Here is a 14,526-nt window from a genome sequence, read left to right on the forward strand (position 1 = left end):
GGCCCGCGCCGGCTCAGGCAACCAGCGGGCGGGGCTCCGGAACAGCGCGTAGCGCCTCCAGCGCGGCGATCGCGACGCCTCGGGCACCGGCCATGTCCCGATCCGGTACCAGGGCGAAGGTGGCCACCGCCGCCTGCTCCTCGCGGAGCACGGTGTGCTCGCGGACCGTCGCCAGGAACCAGTCGCGGAACTCCGGTGCCGCCTCCACCACCCCGCCGCCGACGAAGTACGCGTGCGGGTCGGTGAAGTTCGCGGCGACGGTGAACAGCCGCCCCAGCGCCATCGCCTGCTGGGTGAAGAGGTCCCGGGCGAGGGCGTCCTCGCGCTCGCCGTACCCCCGGACCAGCTTGGCCGCGCGGGCCACCGGCTCGGCGGCGAGCGGGTGGTCGGGGTACCGGGTCAGCCAGTACGGCAGCAGGTTGCGTTCGATGCCGGTCAGCGAGGCGACGCTCTCGACATCTCCGGTGAAGCCGCAGGCGCAGGTGGGCTCCGGTTGACCCGGGCCGAGCAGCCCGCTCAGCGGGATGTGCACGTGGCCCAACTCGCCCGCCATCCCGGCCGCACCGGCGATCACCCGACCGCTCTCGACCACACCGCCGCCGAGGCCGGTGCCGACGATAGCGGACACCGACGAGCGGTTCATCGCGTCGGCGCCGAAGTGGACGTGGTGGGCGTAGAGCGCGGCCGCGTTGCCGTCGTTGTGATAGATCACTGGCAGCCCGAGCCGTCGCTCCAGCGCCCCTCGCACGTCGAAGCCGCGCCAGGCCGGCTGGGAGAAGTTGGTGGAGCCCCGCGACGAGATGACGCCCTCGGCGCTGGCCGGGCCGGGTGTGTCCAGCCCGACCGCCTGGACCAGGTCACGCGGCACGCCGGTCTGCGCAAGGGCGCCGTCCAGCGCCTGGGCCAACGCCTCGATCGCCGCCTCCGGCCCGGCCCGCACCTCGCTGGGGATCTCCAACAGCCCGTCCACCAGGAAGCGGCCGTCCACCGTCAGGACTGTGGCGTTGTTGCTGGTGCCGCCGTTGTCCAGCCCGACGACCACCGGCACCCCTGCGCTGCCCACCGAAACCGCCTCCCGCCGTCATGAGTGTGAGCCGAGGCTAGTGCCAACCCCCCTCCCCCGCCATGCCGGACGGCCGCACCCTCCCCGCGATCTTGCACTTACTGTCCCGACACAAGGGGCATCCCACTCATCCCGACAACCGAAACTGCAAGATCGCGCGGGTGGGAGCGGGGTGGGGGTGGGGGCGGGGTGGGTCAGGGGCGGCGGGCGAAGACCGCGGTGGCGTCCAGGTCTTCGTCGTGGCGCACGGTTGGCACCAGGCCTGCCGCGCTGAACGCTTCGCAGAGTGTGTCGACCTGGGTGGTGCCGGCTTCGACCACCAGGTGGCCGCCGGGGGTCAACCACCCGGCGGCGTCGGCACCGACCCGGCGCAACACGGAGAGCCCGTCCGGGCCGCCGTCGAGCGCCACCGGGGCCTCGTGCAGCCGCGCCTCCGGCGGCATCAGCGCGACCGCGTCGGTCGGCACGTACGGGGCGTTGGCGACCACCAGGTCCAGCCGCCCCCGCCACCGCCGGGGCAGCGGCGCGAAGAGGTCGCCCTCGTACACCTCGGCGTCCAACCCGACGACGTTGCGGCGCGCACACGCCACGGCCGCCGGGTCGATGTCGGCGGCGGCCAGCCAGCGCGGCGCGAGGCGGTGCGCCAGCGCGACGGTGGTGGCCCCGGAGCCGCAGCACAGGTCGACCACGGCCGGAGCCGTGCCGGTCAGTTCGGCCGCCACCTCGACCAGCAGAGCGGTCCGGGCCCGGGGCACGAAGACGCCGTCGTCGACGGCGATCCGCAGGCCGCAGAACTCCGCCCAGCCGAGCAGATACTCCAACGGTTCGCCGGCCACCCGACGGTCGGTCAGGTCGGCCAACGCCGCCGGGCTGCGCGCGGCGGCCAGCAGCAGCTCGGCCTCGTCCTCGGCGTAGACGCAACCGGCGGCGCGCAGCCGGCGTACGAGGGCAGGACGGTCGGTGGGGAACGGTGGTGCCATGAATCCTCCGGGAAACGCTCGCCGGCGCTCCCGCGGCCGCTATTGCGGCAGGGACACGGGAGGAAGCGCCGGTCCTGTCTGTTGGCGGATCGGACTCACCTCCTCCGGTCGTGGCCGCCGGTGCGGCCGCCGACACCCTAACTCAGAGCGGGCCGGCGGCGTCGAGCGCGGCGGCGATGTCGGCCACCAGGTCCGCGGTGTCCTCCGCGCCGCAGGAGAGCCGGACGAAGCCGGGAGCGGTGTCGTCGCCCCACTGCGCCCGCCGGTCCGCAGTGGTGTGCAGGCCACCGAAGGAGGTCGCCGCCGCCACCAGCCGGGCGGCCTCGACGAATCGGCCCACCCGGTCGGCGTCGCCCAGGTCGAACGAGAGCACCCCCGGTATCCGGCGCATCTGCGTCGAGGCCACCGCGTACGCCGGGTCGTCCGGCCGTCCCGGCCACCGCAGGCCGGTCACGTCCGGCCGACCGGCGAGCAGGTCGACGACCGCGGCGGCGTTCGCGCTCTGCCGCGCCAGCCGCAGGTCGAGAGTGGCCAGTGACCGGTGGGCCAGCCAGGCGTCGAACGCTCCCGGAACCGCCCCGGTGGTGGTGCGCCAGGTCGTCACCGCGTCGATCAGCTCGGCGGACCGGCTGGCCAGGTAGCCCAGCAGCAGGTCGGAGTGGCCGGTGAGCGCCTTCGTGCCGGAGGCGACCACCAGGTCGGCACCGAGATCCAGCGGACGCTGTCCGAGCGGGGTGGCGGTGGTGTTGTCCACCGCGAGCAGCGCGCCGGCGGCGTGCGCCCGCTCGGCCAGGGCCGCCACGGCGACCACGTCGAGGCCCGGGTTGGCGGGCGTCTCCACCAGCACCAGCCGGACGCCCTCGAACGACGGATACGGCCCCACGGTCGGCGCGAACAGCACCCGGACGCCGATCCCCTCCAGCACATCGGTGGCGAACGCCCGGACCGGGAAGTATCCGTCGGTGGGGAGCACCACGGTGTCCCCCGGCCGCAGCAGGGTGAGCAGCAGGCCGGTGATGGCCGCCTGACCGGTCGCGAAGACCCGGCAGTCACCGCCCTCCAGCTCGCCCACCGCCGCCTCCAGCAGCCGGCGGGTCGGGTTGTCGGGGCGGCCGTAGCCGTTCGGCGACGTGCCCTGACCCGCAAACGGGTCGAGGTGGTACGGCGCGGCGAAGACCGGCCCGGGTAGGAACGGGCTCCCCGGTGCCGGCTCGGGCAGGCCAGCACGTACGCAGCGGGTGCCGTCTCCCCACTCGCTCATCGGGTTCCTCACTCGTACGACTCGGGTTTGGCGGTGCGGCTCATCAGGGTCTCCACGGCGAGGCGCGGGTCCATACCCTCGTGACAGATCCGCTCGACGTGCTCGGTGATCGGCATCTCGACGCCGTGCGCCCGGGCCAGGTCGCGGATCGCCAGGCAGCTCTTCACGCCCTCGGCGGTCTGCCGGGTGGCGGCCTGGGCCTGCTCCAGCGTCTCACCCCGGCCCAGATGCTCGCCGAAGGTGCGGTTGCGGGCCAGCGGGGACGAGCAGGACGCGACCAGGTCGCCCATGCCGGCGAGGCCGGCGAAGGTGATCGGGTCCGCGCCGAGCGCCACGCCCAGTCGGGCCGTCTCGGCCAGCCCACGGGTCATCAGCATGGCCCGGGTGTTGTCGCCGAAACCCATCGCGGTGGCGATGCCGTACGACAGGGCGATCACGTTCTTGACCGCCCCGCCCAGCTCACAGCCGATCACGTCGTCGTTCGTGTAGGGGCGCAGGTACGGCGTCCGGATCGACGACTGGACGAGCGTGGCGCGGGCGCTGTTCGTCCCGGCGACCACTGTCGCGGCGGGCTGCTCGGCGGCGATCTCCGGGGCGAGGTTCGGGCCGGACACGACGACCACCCGGTCCGCGGCGACCCCTGCGGTCTCCACGATGACCTCGCTCATCCGCTTGGTGGTGCCCAGTTCGATGCCCTTCATCAGCGACACCAGGGTGGAATCCGGGTGCAGGTGCCCGGCCCATTCCGCGAGGTTGCCGCGCAGGGTCTGCGACGGCACGGCCAACACCACCACCTCGGCGCCGGTGATCGCCTCGGCGGCGTCGGCGGTGGCGGTGACGCGGGCCGGGAGCAGCAGGTCGGGCAGGTACTCCGGATTGCGGCGCTCGGTCCGGATGCTCTCGGCGACCGGCGCCCGGCGGGCCCACACCGTCACGTCCCGCCCCGCGTCCGCGAGGATCTTGGCGAACGCGGTGCCCCAGGAACCGGCACCGAGCACCGCGACGTGACCGCTCATGCTGCGTCGTCCCGCTGCTCGCGGCCGACGGAGGACCGGGCCGGTCGCTCCCACAGTGGCGGCGGGGTACCGCCACGGATCTCGGCGAGCATGTCCCGCAGCCGCAACATGATGGTGTCCGTCATCTCCTCGAGGGTGGCCCGGGTCGGCTGGGCGTCCGCCCACCGGCTCAGGTCGATCGGCTTCCCGGCGGCAACGGTCACCGGGATCCGGGGGCGCAGGCTGACACGGGTCGTCCGCGGGTCGAAGATCCGTTCCGGCCCCCACATCACCACCGGTACGACGGGGGCGCCGGTGGCCAGGGCCAGCCGGGCCGCACCGGTCTTGGCCTTCATCGGCCAGAGCTCCGGCTGTCGCGTGGTGGTGCCCTCAGGGTAGATCACGACCGCGCCGCCCTCGTCGAGCGCGGCGACCAGCGCGTCCAGTGAGCGGACGGCGTCCACGCTGCCCCGCTCGACGGGGATCTGCCGGCACCGGTGCAGGATCCAGCCGACCACCGGCACCCGGAACACGCTGGCCTTGCCCAGGTACTGCGGCCAGCGCCCGGAGTCGTAGATGAAGTGCGCGGACACCAGCGGGTCGGCGTGGGAGATGTGGTTCGCGACGATGATCATGCCGCCGTCGCGGTGGAGATGCTCCTGACCACGCCAGGTACGCCGGGTCCAGACGGTCATCACCGGCTTCACCAGCCCCACGGCGAACCGTTGCCAGAACCCCAGCCTCCGCCGTGCCACTGTGCCTCCTCTTCGCGCCCCAACCCCGCCGCGAAATCCCGCCCGCGACACCCGCAGCGGAAATCATGCCTGCTCGCCCCCGGTACGGCCAGCGAGGGGCCCATCGTCCGGCTGGCAGGATTGCGGACGTGAGTCAGCCGAGGTGGGCCGTGGTGGTGCCGGTGAAGCGGCTGGCCGTGGCCAAGAGCCGGCTGCGGGGCGCGCTGCCGGGCGTACCGCATGAGGAGTTGGCGCTGGCCCTGGCGGCCGACACGCTCCGCGCGGTGCTTGCCTGCCCGGCGGTCGCCGAGGCCCTGGTGGTGACCGACGACGCCCGAGTGGCGGCGGCGGCGCGGGCCGCCGGCGCGCGGGTGCTGCCGGACGAGCCGGACGCCGGTCTGAACGCCGCGTTCCGGCACGGGGCGGCCAGGGCCGCCACCGGGTGGGTGGCCGGGATCACCGCAGACGTGCCGGCGCTGCGCCCGACCGAGCTGGCCGGCGCGCTGCTCGCGGCGCAGAGCGGCCGACCCGAGGTACGCCGGTTCCTGCCGGACGCACCCGGCGGTGGCACGGTGCTGCTCACCGCCGGGCCGGGCGTGCCGCTGGATCCACGTTTCGGGGTGGGCTCGGCGGTCGCGCACGCGGCGAGCGGTGCTTTGCCGCTCGACGGCGACTGGCCCAGCCTGCGCCGGGACGTGGACACCGCCGCGGACCTGGCCGCCGCCGCCCGGCTCGGGCTGGGGCCGCGCACTGCCGCACTGGTGGCCGCCGGTCGCCCCGCCCGCGCCGCAGGCTGAGCCGCCCGGTGGGCTGAGCCCCCGCCACGGGGTGAGCCCCCGGGTGTACGGTGCCAGCATGCAGGGCACGGTGGCCAGCTACGACGCGGCGACGCGCAGCGGTGTCCTGCTGCTCGACGACGGCACCGAGATGCGTTTCCCCGCCCGGGCCTTCGACGCCTCCGGGCTGCGGCTTCTCCGGCTCGGCCAGCGCGTTCGCATCGACACCGATCCCGACGGCGAGGTTGTCCGGGTGACATTGCCGACGATGATCTGACCCGGCGAGCCCAAGTTCATTTTGCGTTTACCGTAATCGGGTGATTATGAGCGGGTGAGCACCCCTCGCGAGCAACCGGCCCACCCGCCCGCCACCGACCTTCGCAACGGCTCCCGTACGCGCGGCACCGATGGGCGCTTCCGCCCGTCCCGTGCCGAACGTGCCGGTGCCGCCCGCGCCGACACGCTCGCCGACGATCCCGGTGCCGCCTCCTCCGGGCTGGACGAGGTCATCGACCCCGCCCCGAAGATCGCAGCGGACGGCCCGGCCGCCGGTGACGTCCACCAGGTCCTGCCCGACGACCTGCCGACCGGTGCCACACCGGAGGACGACGACGAGCCCCCGGCGGCCCCACCGCTGCCGGAGGACCGGTTCCTCAACCGGGAGCTGTCCTGGCTCGACTTCAACGCCCGGGTGCTCACCCTGGCCGAGGACCGGCGCACCCCGCTGCTGGAGCGGGCCAAGTTCCTGGCCATCTTCGCCAGCAATCTCGACGAGTTCTACATGGTGCGCATCGCCGGGCTGAAGCGGCGGCTCTCCGCCGGCCTGCCGGTGCGCGGCGGGGACCGGTTGCCCCTGCGTACGCAGTTGGAGCTGATCGCCGAGCGGACCGCCGCGCTCGGTGCCCGGCACGCCGCCTGCTTCGTCGACGACGTGCTGCCCAAGCTGGCCGACGAGGGCATCCGCATCCTGCGCTGGGGCGAGCTGGGTGACGGCGAACGGGAGCGGCTGCGCACCTATTTCCGGGAGCACATCTTTCCGGTGCTGACCCCGCTCGCGGTGGACCCGGCGCACCCGTTCCCGTACATCTCGGGGCGGTCGCTGAACCTGGCGGTGGCGGTTCGTGACCCGGACGGCGGTTCGGAGTTGTTCGCCCGGGTGAAGGTGCCCAACAACGTCCCCCGTTTCGTCCGGGTGGACCGGGACCAGCCGGGCGTCCGGATGTTGCCGGTGGAGGACCTGATCTCGGTGCACCTGGGGCAGCTGTTCAGTGGCATGCAGGTGGTCGAGTGCCACCTGTTCCGGGTCACCCGCAACGCCGAGGTGGAGGTCGACGAGGACCGCGACGAGGATCTGCTCCAGGCCCTGGAAAGGGAGCTGGCCCGTCGGCGGTTCGGCCCCCCGGTCCGCCTGGAGGTCGCCGCGTCCATCTCCGACCACATGTTGGAGCTGCTCGTCCGCGAGCTGGACATGGACGAGCAGGACGTGCTGCGGGTGCCCGGCCTGCTCGACCTGTCCGCGCTGTGGCAGGTCTACGGCGAGGCGGACCGGCCGGACCTGAAGGACCCGCCGTTCGTGCCGGCCACCCATCCCCGGCTCGCCGAGGGCGAGGTGCCGCGCAGCGTCTTCTCCACCCTGCGCGACGGGGACATCCTGGTGCACCACCCGTACCACTCGTTCGCCACCAGCGTGCAGCGCTTCATCGAGCAGGCCGCCGCCGACCCGAACGTGCTGGCCATCAAGCAGACCCTCTACCGGACCAGCGGCGACTCCCCGATCGTCGACGCGCTCGTCGACGCGGCCGCCGCCGGCAAGCAGGTGGTGGTGCTGGTGGAGGTGAAGGCCCGCTTCGACGAGGTGGCCAACATCGGCTGGGCCCGCACACTGGAACGCGCCGGCTGCCACGTGGTGTACGGCCTGGTCGGCTTGAAGACGCACTGCAAGACCGCGCTGGTGGTCCGGCAGGAGGGCAACCAGATCCGTCGCTACTGCCACATCGGCACCGGCAACTACCACCCGAAGACGGCCCGACTGTACGAGGACTTCGGCATGCTCACCGCCGACCCGGAGATCGGCGCCGACCTCACCGACCTGTTCAACGTGCTCACCGGGTACAGCCGGCAGACCGCGTACCGACGGTTGCTGGTTGCCCCGCAGGGCATCCGCAGCGGCCTCATCGAGCGGATCGAGCGGGAGATCTCGCACGTCCGCCTGGGCATGCCCGGCCTGGTCCAGTTCAAGGTCAACTCCCTGGTCGACGAGGGGGTGACCGACGCGCTGTACCGCGCCTCCCAGGCCGGCGTCCACGTCGACCTGCTCATCCGGGGCATGTGCACGCTGCGCCCGGGGGTGCCGGGGTTGTCGGAGAACATCCGGGTCCGCTCGATCCTCGGCCGGTTCCTGGAACACTCCCGGGTCTTCCGGTTCGGCAACAACGGCGAGGCCGAGTTCTGGATGGGTTCGGCCGACCTCATGCACCGCAACCTGGACCGCCGGGTGGAGGCGCTGGTGCAGGTGAGCGACCCGGTCGCCCGCGCCGAGCTGGACCATGTGCTCACCGCCGCGATGAGCCCCGACGTGGACGCGTTCGAGCTGGCCGGCGACGGCACCTGGACCCGGCGTACCGGCGGTGACAACGCCGCCCGGGCCCATCTGCAGGAACTGCTGCTGCGCCGCGTCGGTGGCACGGCCAGCTGACCGCGCAGCGCATAGGCTGAGCTGATGGTCGAGGAGGAGCAGAAGTACGAGGTGGACGACGCCTACGTGCTGCCGGACCTGGCCGGCACTGCCCCGGCCGGCGGTCGGGTCCGGGTGCTGCCACCGGTGACGCTTGTCGCCCGCTACCTCGACACTGTCGACCTACGGCTGGCCCGGGCCGGTGCTTCCCTTCGCCACCGCCGGGGCGACGAGCTGCCCTGGACGGTGAAACTACCGACCGGGACGCCGGGCGTCCGGCACGAGATTTCCCGTGCCGGGCCGAAGGGGCAGCCGCCTCCGGAGCTGGTGGAGCTGGTCACCGTCCTGCACCGGGGGGCGCCGCTGGCCCCGGTGACAGTGGTGCGGACGGTGCGGCACGCGTACGAGGTGTGTGACCGGGCCGGCACTGTGCTCGCCGAAGTGGTGGACGACCGGGTGACAGTGCTCGACGACGCCGGCAGCACCACCGACACGTTCCGCGAGGTGGAGGTGGAGCTGAAGGCCGGCGACCGGAAGCTGCTCGACCGGGTCGGCGGGGTCCTGCGCGAGGCTGGCGCGCAGGGCGGGTCGTTCACGCCGAAGCACGTACGGGCGCTGGGCGCGACGGCGCAGGCCGATCCGGACCTGGTCGCGCCGGCCGGGCTGACCGCCGAGCCGAGCGCCGGTGACGTGGTGACCGAGTCGCTACGCAAGGAGATCCGCCGGCTGTTGGCGCACGACCCGCTGGTCCGGCTGCGCGCCCCCGCCGCCGGCGGCGACACCGCAGTGCATCAGATGCGGGTGGCCTGCCGACGCCTGCGCAGTGATCTGCGCACCTTCAAACCGTTGCTGCGAAAGACCTGGTCCCGCCCGCTGCGCACCGAGCTGCGCTGGTTGGCCGACGTGCTCGGCGCGGCCCGCGACGCCGAGGTGCTGCGCGCGCGGCTGCGCCGTACCGCCGACGCCGATCCGCTGAGCCCGCTCGACCGGGGCGCGGTGGACCGGTTCGACGAGGTGCTCGCCGAGCGGCAGCGGCAGGCGCTCACCGCGATCGACGAGATGCTGCGCTCCGCGCGCTACCTGGCCCTGGTGGACTCCCTGGTGCTGGCCGCCCGCGCGCCCCGGTTCACCCGCCGGGCGGCAGCGCCCGCCGCGCAGGCGCTACCCGCGCTGGTGGCCCGCCCCTGGCGGCGGTTGACCGGGCCGGACGGCGTCGGCGGGCTCGACGCACAGTCGCCGGACGACCGCTGGCACGCCGTCCGCAAGGAGGGCAAGCAGGCCCGGTACGCGGTCAACGCGGTGGCCCCGACGGTCGGCAAGGGCGCACGGCGGCTGTCCGGCGCACTCGCCGGGGTGCAGGACGTGCTCGGCGAGCACCAGGACGCGGCGGTGGCGGCGGACACCTGGTTGGAGATCGCCGCCGAGCGACCGGACGACCACGAGCTGGCGGTCACCGCCGGGCGGCTGGCCGAGCGGGAACGCCAGTCGGTACGCCGGATGCGGGGTCTCCTCCCGGCTGCCTGGCACCGGGCCACCCGGCGACGACGCACCAGTTGGCTGCCGTGACGGGCATCCGGGCGGCGGGCGGGGTGGCCTGGCGGCCGACCGACGACGGCGTACGCGTCTGCGTGGTGCACCGCCCCCGTTACGGCGACTGGACGCTGCCGAAGGGCAAGCTGGAGCCGGGCGAGCACGCGCTGGCCGCGGCGGTGCGTGAGGTGGCCGAGGAGGCCGACGTGCGGGGCGTGCCGCAGGTGCGGCTGCCGTCGGTGCGGTACCGCAGCGAGGGGCAGCCCAAGCTGGTCGACTACTGGTCGATGCTCGCGGTGGCCAGTGGCGGCTTCCAACCGGACACCGAGGTGGACGACATCCGCTGGCTCGCGGTGGACGACGCGATCCGGTTGGTCAGCTACCCGCACGACGCCGAGGTGTTGGCGGCGTTCGCCGCGCTGCCGTCGGTGACGGCGACGGTCGCGCTGGTTCGGCACGCGCACGCCGGTAAGCGGGCCACCTGGTCCGGCCCGGACGTCGGACGGCCCCTGGACGCCGAGGGGTGGGCCCAGGCGAGCACGCTGGCCGAGCTGATCGCCCTGATCCGACCGGCCCGGCTGGTGTCGGCGTCGCCGCGACGGTGCGTACAGACGCTCGACCCGGCCGCCGCGTTGCTCGACCTGCCGATCGAGGTCTGCGGCGACCTGGACGAACCACAACCGGGCCAGCAGAGCGACGAGCAGATCCTGGCCACCGCCGCCCGACTTCTGGAGCTGGCCGGCACCGGTGGGCAGTCGGCGGTGTGCAGCCAGGGCAAGGTCCTGCCGGGTGCCCTGGAGCGGCTGACCGGCCGCACCGATGAGGACTTCGCCACCCCGAAGGGCGGCGGGTGGCTGCTCGCCTTCGCCGCCGACCGGCTGCTCGCCACCGATCGCCTGTAGGGCCCGCGTTCGACGGGCCCGGCCTGGTCAGCGGGGCGGCAGGGTCACTGTCACCGCGACCGGCAGGTGGTCGCTGGCCGTGCTGTGCGGCGCGACGGGATCGCCGGGGGTCAGGCCGGGCGAGACGAAGATGTGGTCGATCTGCTGGCGCGGGTCGTCCGCCGGGCTGGTCGCCAGTGGTCGGGCGGCGGCCAACGCGTCGACCAGGCCGGCCTTGGTGAACTCCGCGAACGCCTCGTCGCCCGGCTCGGTGTTCAGGTCACCCCCCACCACCAACGGCCGACCGGCCGCGTACCGGGTGGCGAAGTCGGCGACCGCGCGGGCCTGGACCACCGGGCCCTTGCCGGGTGGCGGTTGCAGGTGGGTGCTGACCACCGCGGTACGGACACCGTCGCCGAGGTCCAGCGTGACGGCGAGGGCCTGCGCTCCGGTGGGCGCGCCGACGGCGGCCAGCGGCAGCGTCCGCGGATCGCGTACCGGCCAACGGCTGAGCACCGCGTCACCCCAGACCGGGTCGGCGGCAGGCCCGAAGACGTACGGCATACCGAGCCGGTCCGACAACAGGTCCAGGGTGTCGTGGCCGCCGTTGAGCAGCCAGGCCCGGTCGACCTCGCTGAGCAGCACCACGTCGGGCCGTTGCCGGTCGACGACCTGGGCGAGGCCGGTCAGGTCGAACCGGCCGTCCAGCCCGAACCCCATCCGGATGTTGTACGCCACCACCGTCAACCGTTCCGGTGGGCCGTCCCGGTTGCTGGCCACCGGCACCTCGTCGGCGAGCACCGGTGCCAGCAGGGCCAGCGCGGTGACCGTGGCGGCGGCCCGGAGCGGCGGAAACGGCCCGGGAAGCCGGTGGACGACGGGGCGGGCGGTGAACGCCATGGCGGCGATCAGCACGGCCACCACCACCGGCACCGCCGCGTTGGGGTAGCCGAGGTCGTAGGCCGAGTAGTAGCCGACCGCCCCCAGCGCGAAGACGAGCATCCCGGCGGCGAGCGCGTACCCCCGCCGGGAGGCGCTGGCGCCACCAGCGGTGCCGGCGCTCGCGGTGTCGCTGGCAGGCTGGCTGGCCTCGTCGGTCAGCGCGAGGCAGGCGCCGAGGCCGACAGCGGCGAGGAGGATGGCCGGCAGGAGCAGGTCGCCCCGGTCGAGGGCGAACAGCACAGCGCCGCCGAGCAGCGCCACCGGACCGTACGCCCGGCCCCACCCACTGGGCGGCCGGGTCAACGCGGCGCACAGGAACCCGGCGACCGCCACCGGCACCGGCGCCAGGCCGAACAGCGGCGAACGAGCCACCCCGTCCCCGGCGACCAGGTACGACATCCCGGTTCGGGCCAGCGCCGGAGAGAGCGCCACCATCCCGGCCAGCAGCAGCGCCGGCCCGGCCAGCAGCCAGGCTCGACCACCACCAGGGCCCGCAGTGGCGTCAGCGGGGCCGACAGGGGCGTCAGCGGGGCCAGCGAGGGCGTTACCTGCACCGCCGGGCTGGCCGGCTTGCGCCGTGCCGGCCAGGAACACCGCCACCGCGACGGCGCTGAGCAGCCAGGCCACCCAGTCACCCCGCCAAACCAGGTCGACGGTGTCCAGCACCGCGTGCACTGCCGCGTTGACAGCGAACCCCAACGCCAGCCCCGGGACCGGGCGGTCGGTGTCGGCGGCGACGCCGACCAGCCAGACCAGCCCGGCGAGCAACCCGGCGGTGGCCAACCAGAGCTGCGTACGCCCGCCGGGAGCGGCGGTGAGCGCGAGCCGGGCGACGGCGAGCGCGACAGCGGCGACGACAGTGACCGGGCGGGCTCCGACTCGGCGGACCACGGCGGGCGCGCCCATCGCGAGCACGAACCAGCCGAGGGCGAACGCCCCCATCAGCTCGGCCGGGGTGGACGCCGCCTGACCGAAGATGGTGATGATGCCGGGCAACCAGACCCGCAGCACGTCGATGAGGAGGAGCACGCCCAGCGCGAGCGTGCCGGTGGTGAGCTGGCGGTAGCGCACCGGCGCCCCATTTCCCGTCGGCGGGCCGGCCCAGGGGTGGCCGGCACGGCGATTCTGCGCGAGCGCGCCAACCCGGTCAACGGTCCCCGTACGCCGAAAAGCCGTCCGGTACGCCGAAAGGGCGCCCACCCACTGGTGGACGCCCTTGCGGTACGGGTCGGTCAGCGCTTGCTGGCCGCCTTCTTGGCCGGAGCCTTCTTCGCCGGCGCCTTCTTGGCCGCCGTGCTCTTGCTCGCCGCCGCGGTGGTCTTCTTCGCCGCGGTCGACCGGGTCGCGGCGGTGGTCTTCTTCGCCGCGGTGGTCTTCTTGCTGGCGGCCGTCTTGGTCGCCGTGGTGGTCTTGCTCGCCTTGGCCGGGGCGGTCTTCTTGCTGGCGGCCGTCTTGGTCGCCGTGGCGGTCTTGCTCGCCTTGGCCGGGGCGGTCTTCTTGCTGGCCGCCTTCGCCGTGGTCGCCTTGGTGCCCGCCGCCTTGGCGGTGGCCGCCTTGGTGCCGGTCGCCTTCGTGCCCGCCGCCTTGGCCGTGGCGGTGCTGGTGGTGGCCTTCTTCGTCGCCACCGTGGCCTTCGGCACCTTGCCGCTGGCCACCATTTCCTTGAACCCGGCGCCGGGGCGGAAGGTCGGGACTGACGTCTTCTTGACCTTCACCGCCTCGCCGGTACGCGGGTTGCGCGCTGTTCGCGCGCCACGCACACGCTTTTCGAATGCTCCGAATCCGGTGATCGCCACCTTCTCGCCCTTGGTGACCGCCGCCTGGACCTCGGTGAGGACCGCGTCGAGCGCGGCCGTCGCCATCTTCCGGTCCCCCAGGCGAACGGCGAGCGCCTCGATGAGCTCGGCCTTGTTCACGACTTCCTCCCGATTGTGCAACTGACTCGTTGCGAGCCATTCTGCGCGCACGGTATGCCCTGTGCTGTCGGGACACAAACATTCGGTAGAAAAAAGCCCTTGTGTCGTAACGGATTCACCCCCACCGGATGGCCCGATGGGGGTGAAATCCGCTGTGCGGGCGGCCTAACGGCTATGCCACGGAGGGCAGGAACGGCAGTCGGCGCGCCTCGTAGGAGTCGATGTCGGCGGCGTGGCGGAGGGTGAGTCCAATGTCGTCGAGGCCTTCCAGGAGGCGCCAACGGCTGAAGTCGTCCAGCGGGAACGACCAGCTAGCGTCCCCCGCCCGGAGCTGGCGGGCGGTCAGGTCGACGGTCACCGCAGTGGTGGGATCCGCCTCGATCAGGTCCCACAACTCTTCGACGGCTTTCAATTCCAACTCGACCGGCAACAGACCTTCCTTGAGGGCGTTGCCGCGGAAGATGTCACCGAAGCGCGGGGCCACCACGGCACGGAAGCCCCAGTCCCGTAGCGCCCAGACGGCGTGCTCCCGGGAGGAGCCGGTGCCGAACTCCGGACCGGCGATGAGGATCGACGCCCCGGAATAGTTTTCATCGTTGAGCACGAATGCCGGATCTTCCCGCCAGGCGCTGAACAGCCCGTCGGCGAAGCCCGTCCGGGTCACCCGCTTGAGGTACACGGCGGGGATGATCTGGTCGGTGTCCACGTTGGACCGGCGCAGCGGCACGGCGGTGCCGGTGTGGGTGGTGAACTTGTCCATCTCGTCGGTCCCTT

The 14,526-nt window shown here is 73.4% G+C and carries 13 protein-coding genes; 5 read left to right on the forward strand and 8 right to left on the reverse strand.

What is annotated here, in order from left to right; all coding sequences use genetic code 11:
• Nucleotides 1-13: 13 nt before the first annotated feature.
• From FB453_RS00745 to FB453_RS00765, 5 genes are all read right to left on the reverse strand, one after another.
• Entirely contained in the window at nt 14-1,063 is a 1,050-nt protein-coding gene (locus FB453_RS00745) for an ROK family protein (protein ID WP_112582018.1), read from the reverse strand.
• Nucleotides 1,064-1,257: 194 nt separating this feature from the next.
• The gene (locus tag FB453_RS00750) at nt 1,258-2,043 is read right to left on the reverse strand and encodes a putative protein N(5)-glutamine methyltransferase (RefSeq protein WP_145786790.1); all 786 of its coding nucleotides are present in this window, start codon (nt 2,041-2,043) and stop codon (nt 1,258-1,260) included.
• Between the two features lie 142 nt (nt 2,044-2,185).
• Nucleotides 2,186-3,304, reverse strand: a complete 1,119-nt coding sequence (locus tag FB453_RS00755; protein WP_145786792.1) for a cystathionine gamma-lyase — start codon at nt 3,302-3,304, stop codon at nt 2,186-2,188.
• Between the two features lie 8 nt (nt 3,305-3,312).
• On the reverse strand, nt 3,313-4,320 hold the full coding sequence (locus FB453_RS00760) for an NAD(P)H-dependent glycerol-3-phosphate dehydrogenase (protein WP_091393100.1): 1,008 nt from the start codon (nt 4,318-4,320) through the stop codon (nt 3,313-3,315).
• Entirely contained in the window at nt 4,317-5,054 is a 738-nt protein-coding gene (locus tag FB453_RS00765) for a lysophospholipid acyltransferase family protein (protein WP_145786794.1), read from the reverse strand. Before FB453_RS00765 ends, FB453_RS00760 begins: the two co-directional genes overlap by 4 nt.
• A gap of 128 nt (nt 5,055-5,182) precedes the next feature.
• Between FB453_RS00765 and cofC the strand changes: the two genes are divergently transcribed.
• The 5 genes from cofC to FB453_RS00790 are packed head-to-tail and all read left to right on the forward strand — an operon-like array spanning nt 5,183 to nt 10,915.
• A complete protein-coding gene (cofC, locus tag FB453_RS00770; protein WP_145786796.1) occupies nt 5,183-5,830 on the forward strand; it encodes a 2-phospho-L-lactate guanylyltransferase in 648 nt (215 codons plus the stop codon).
• A 58-nt stretch (nt 5,831-5,888) separates the two neighbouring features.
• Nucleotides 5,889-6,086: a cold-shock protein gene (locus tag FB453_RS00775; RefSeq protein WP_030335323.1), complete on the forward strand. Its 198-nt coding sequence runs from the start codon at nt 5,889-5,891 to the stop codon at nt 6,084-6,086.
• Between the two features lie 54 nt (nt 6,087-6,140).
• The gene (locus tag FB453_RS00780) at nt 6,141-8,504 is read left to right on the forward strand and encodes an RNA degradosome polyphosphate kinase (protein WP_145786798.1); all 2,364 of its coding nucleotides are present in this window, start codon (nt 6,141-6,143) and stop codon (nt 8,502-8,504) included.
• A gap of 24 nt (nt 8,505-8,528) precedes the next feature.
• Nucleotides 8,529-10,049, forward strand: coding sequence for a CYTH and CHAD domain-containing protein (locus FB453_RS00785; protein WP_145786800.1), 1,521 nt, complete (start codon nt 8,529-8,531; stop codon nt 10,047-10,049).
• On the forward strand, nt 10,037-10,915 hold the full coding sequence (locus FB453_RS00790; RefSeq protein WP_112582029.1) for an NUDIX hydrolase: 879 nt from the start codon (nt 10,037-10,039) through the stop codon (nt 10,913-10,915). The genes FB453_RS00785 and FB453_RS00790 overlap by 13 nt, the downstream gene beginning before the upstream one ends.
• Before the next feature lie 27 nt (nt 10,916-10,942).
• Here the strand turns inward: FB453_RS00790 and FB453_RS00795 are convergent, their stop codons facing one another.
• The 3 genes from FB453_RS00795 to leuD all read right to left on the reverse strand — a co-directional run bounded on the left by FB453_RS00795 (nt 10,943) and on the right by leuD (nt 14,512).
• Nucleotides 10,943-12,907 carry an endonuclease/exonuclease/phosphatase family protein gene (locus tag FB453_RS00795; RefSeq protein WP_145786802.1) on the reverse strand — a complete coding sequence of 655 codons (1,965 nt, stop codon included), beginning with the start codon at nt 12,905-12,907 and terminating at the stop codon, nt 10,943-10,945.
• A gap of 161 nt (nt 12,908-13,068) precedes the next feature.
• A complete protein-coding gene (locus FB453_RS00800) occupies nt 13,069-13,752 on the reverse strand; it encodes an HU family DNA-binding protein (protein ID WP_181518641.1) in 684 nt (227 codons plus the stop codon).
• Nucleotides 13,753-13,924: 172 nt separating this feature from the next.
• Nucleotides 13,925-14,512: a 3-isopropylmalate dehydratase small subunit gene (leuD, locus tag FB453_RS00805; protein ID WP_145786804.1), complete on the reverse strand. Its 588-nt coding sequence runs from the start codon at nt 14,510-14,512 to the stop codon at nt 13,925-13,927.
• Between the last annotated feature and the right edge of the window lie 14 nt (nt 14,513-14,526).

The organism is Micromonospora sp. CNZ322 (assembly GCF_007827755.1).

Bases quoted from the DNA above. Each gene is read 5' to 3' on its own strand.
- FB453_RS00750 (WP_145786790.1), bottom strand. From the start codon at position 2,043: ATGGCACCACCGTTCCCCACCGACCGTCCTGCCCTCGTACGCCGGCTG.
- FB453_RS00755 (WP_145786792.1), bottom strand. From the start codon at position 3,304: ATGAGCGAGTGGGGAGACGGCACCCGCTGCGTACGTGCTGGCCTGCCC.
- FB453_RS00760 (WP_091393100.1), bottom strand. From the start codon at position 4,320: ATGAGCGGTCACGTCGCGGTGCTCGGTGCCGGTTCCTGGGGCACCGCG.
- FB453_RS00775 (WP_030335323.1), top strand. From the start codon at position 5,889: ATGCAGGGCACGGTGGCCAGCTACGACGCGGCGACGCGCAGCGGTGTC.
- FB453_RS00785 (WP_145786800.1), top strand. From the start codon at position 8,529: ATGGTCGAGGAGGAGCAGAAGTACGAGGTGGACGACGCCTACGTGCTG.
- leuD (WP_145786804.1), bottom strand. From the start codon at position 14,512: ATGGACAAGTTCACCACCCACACCGGCACCGCCGTGCCGCTGCGCCGG.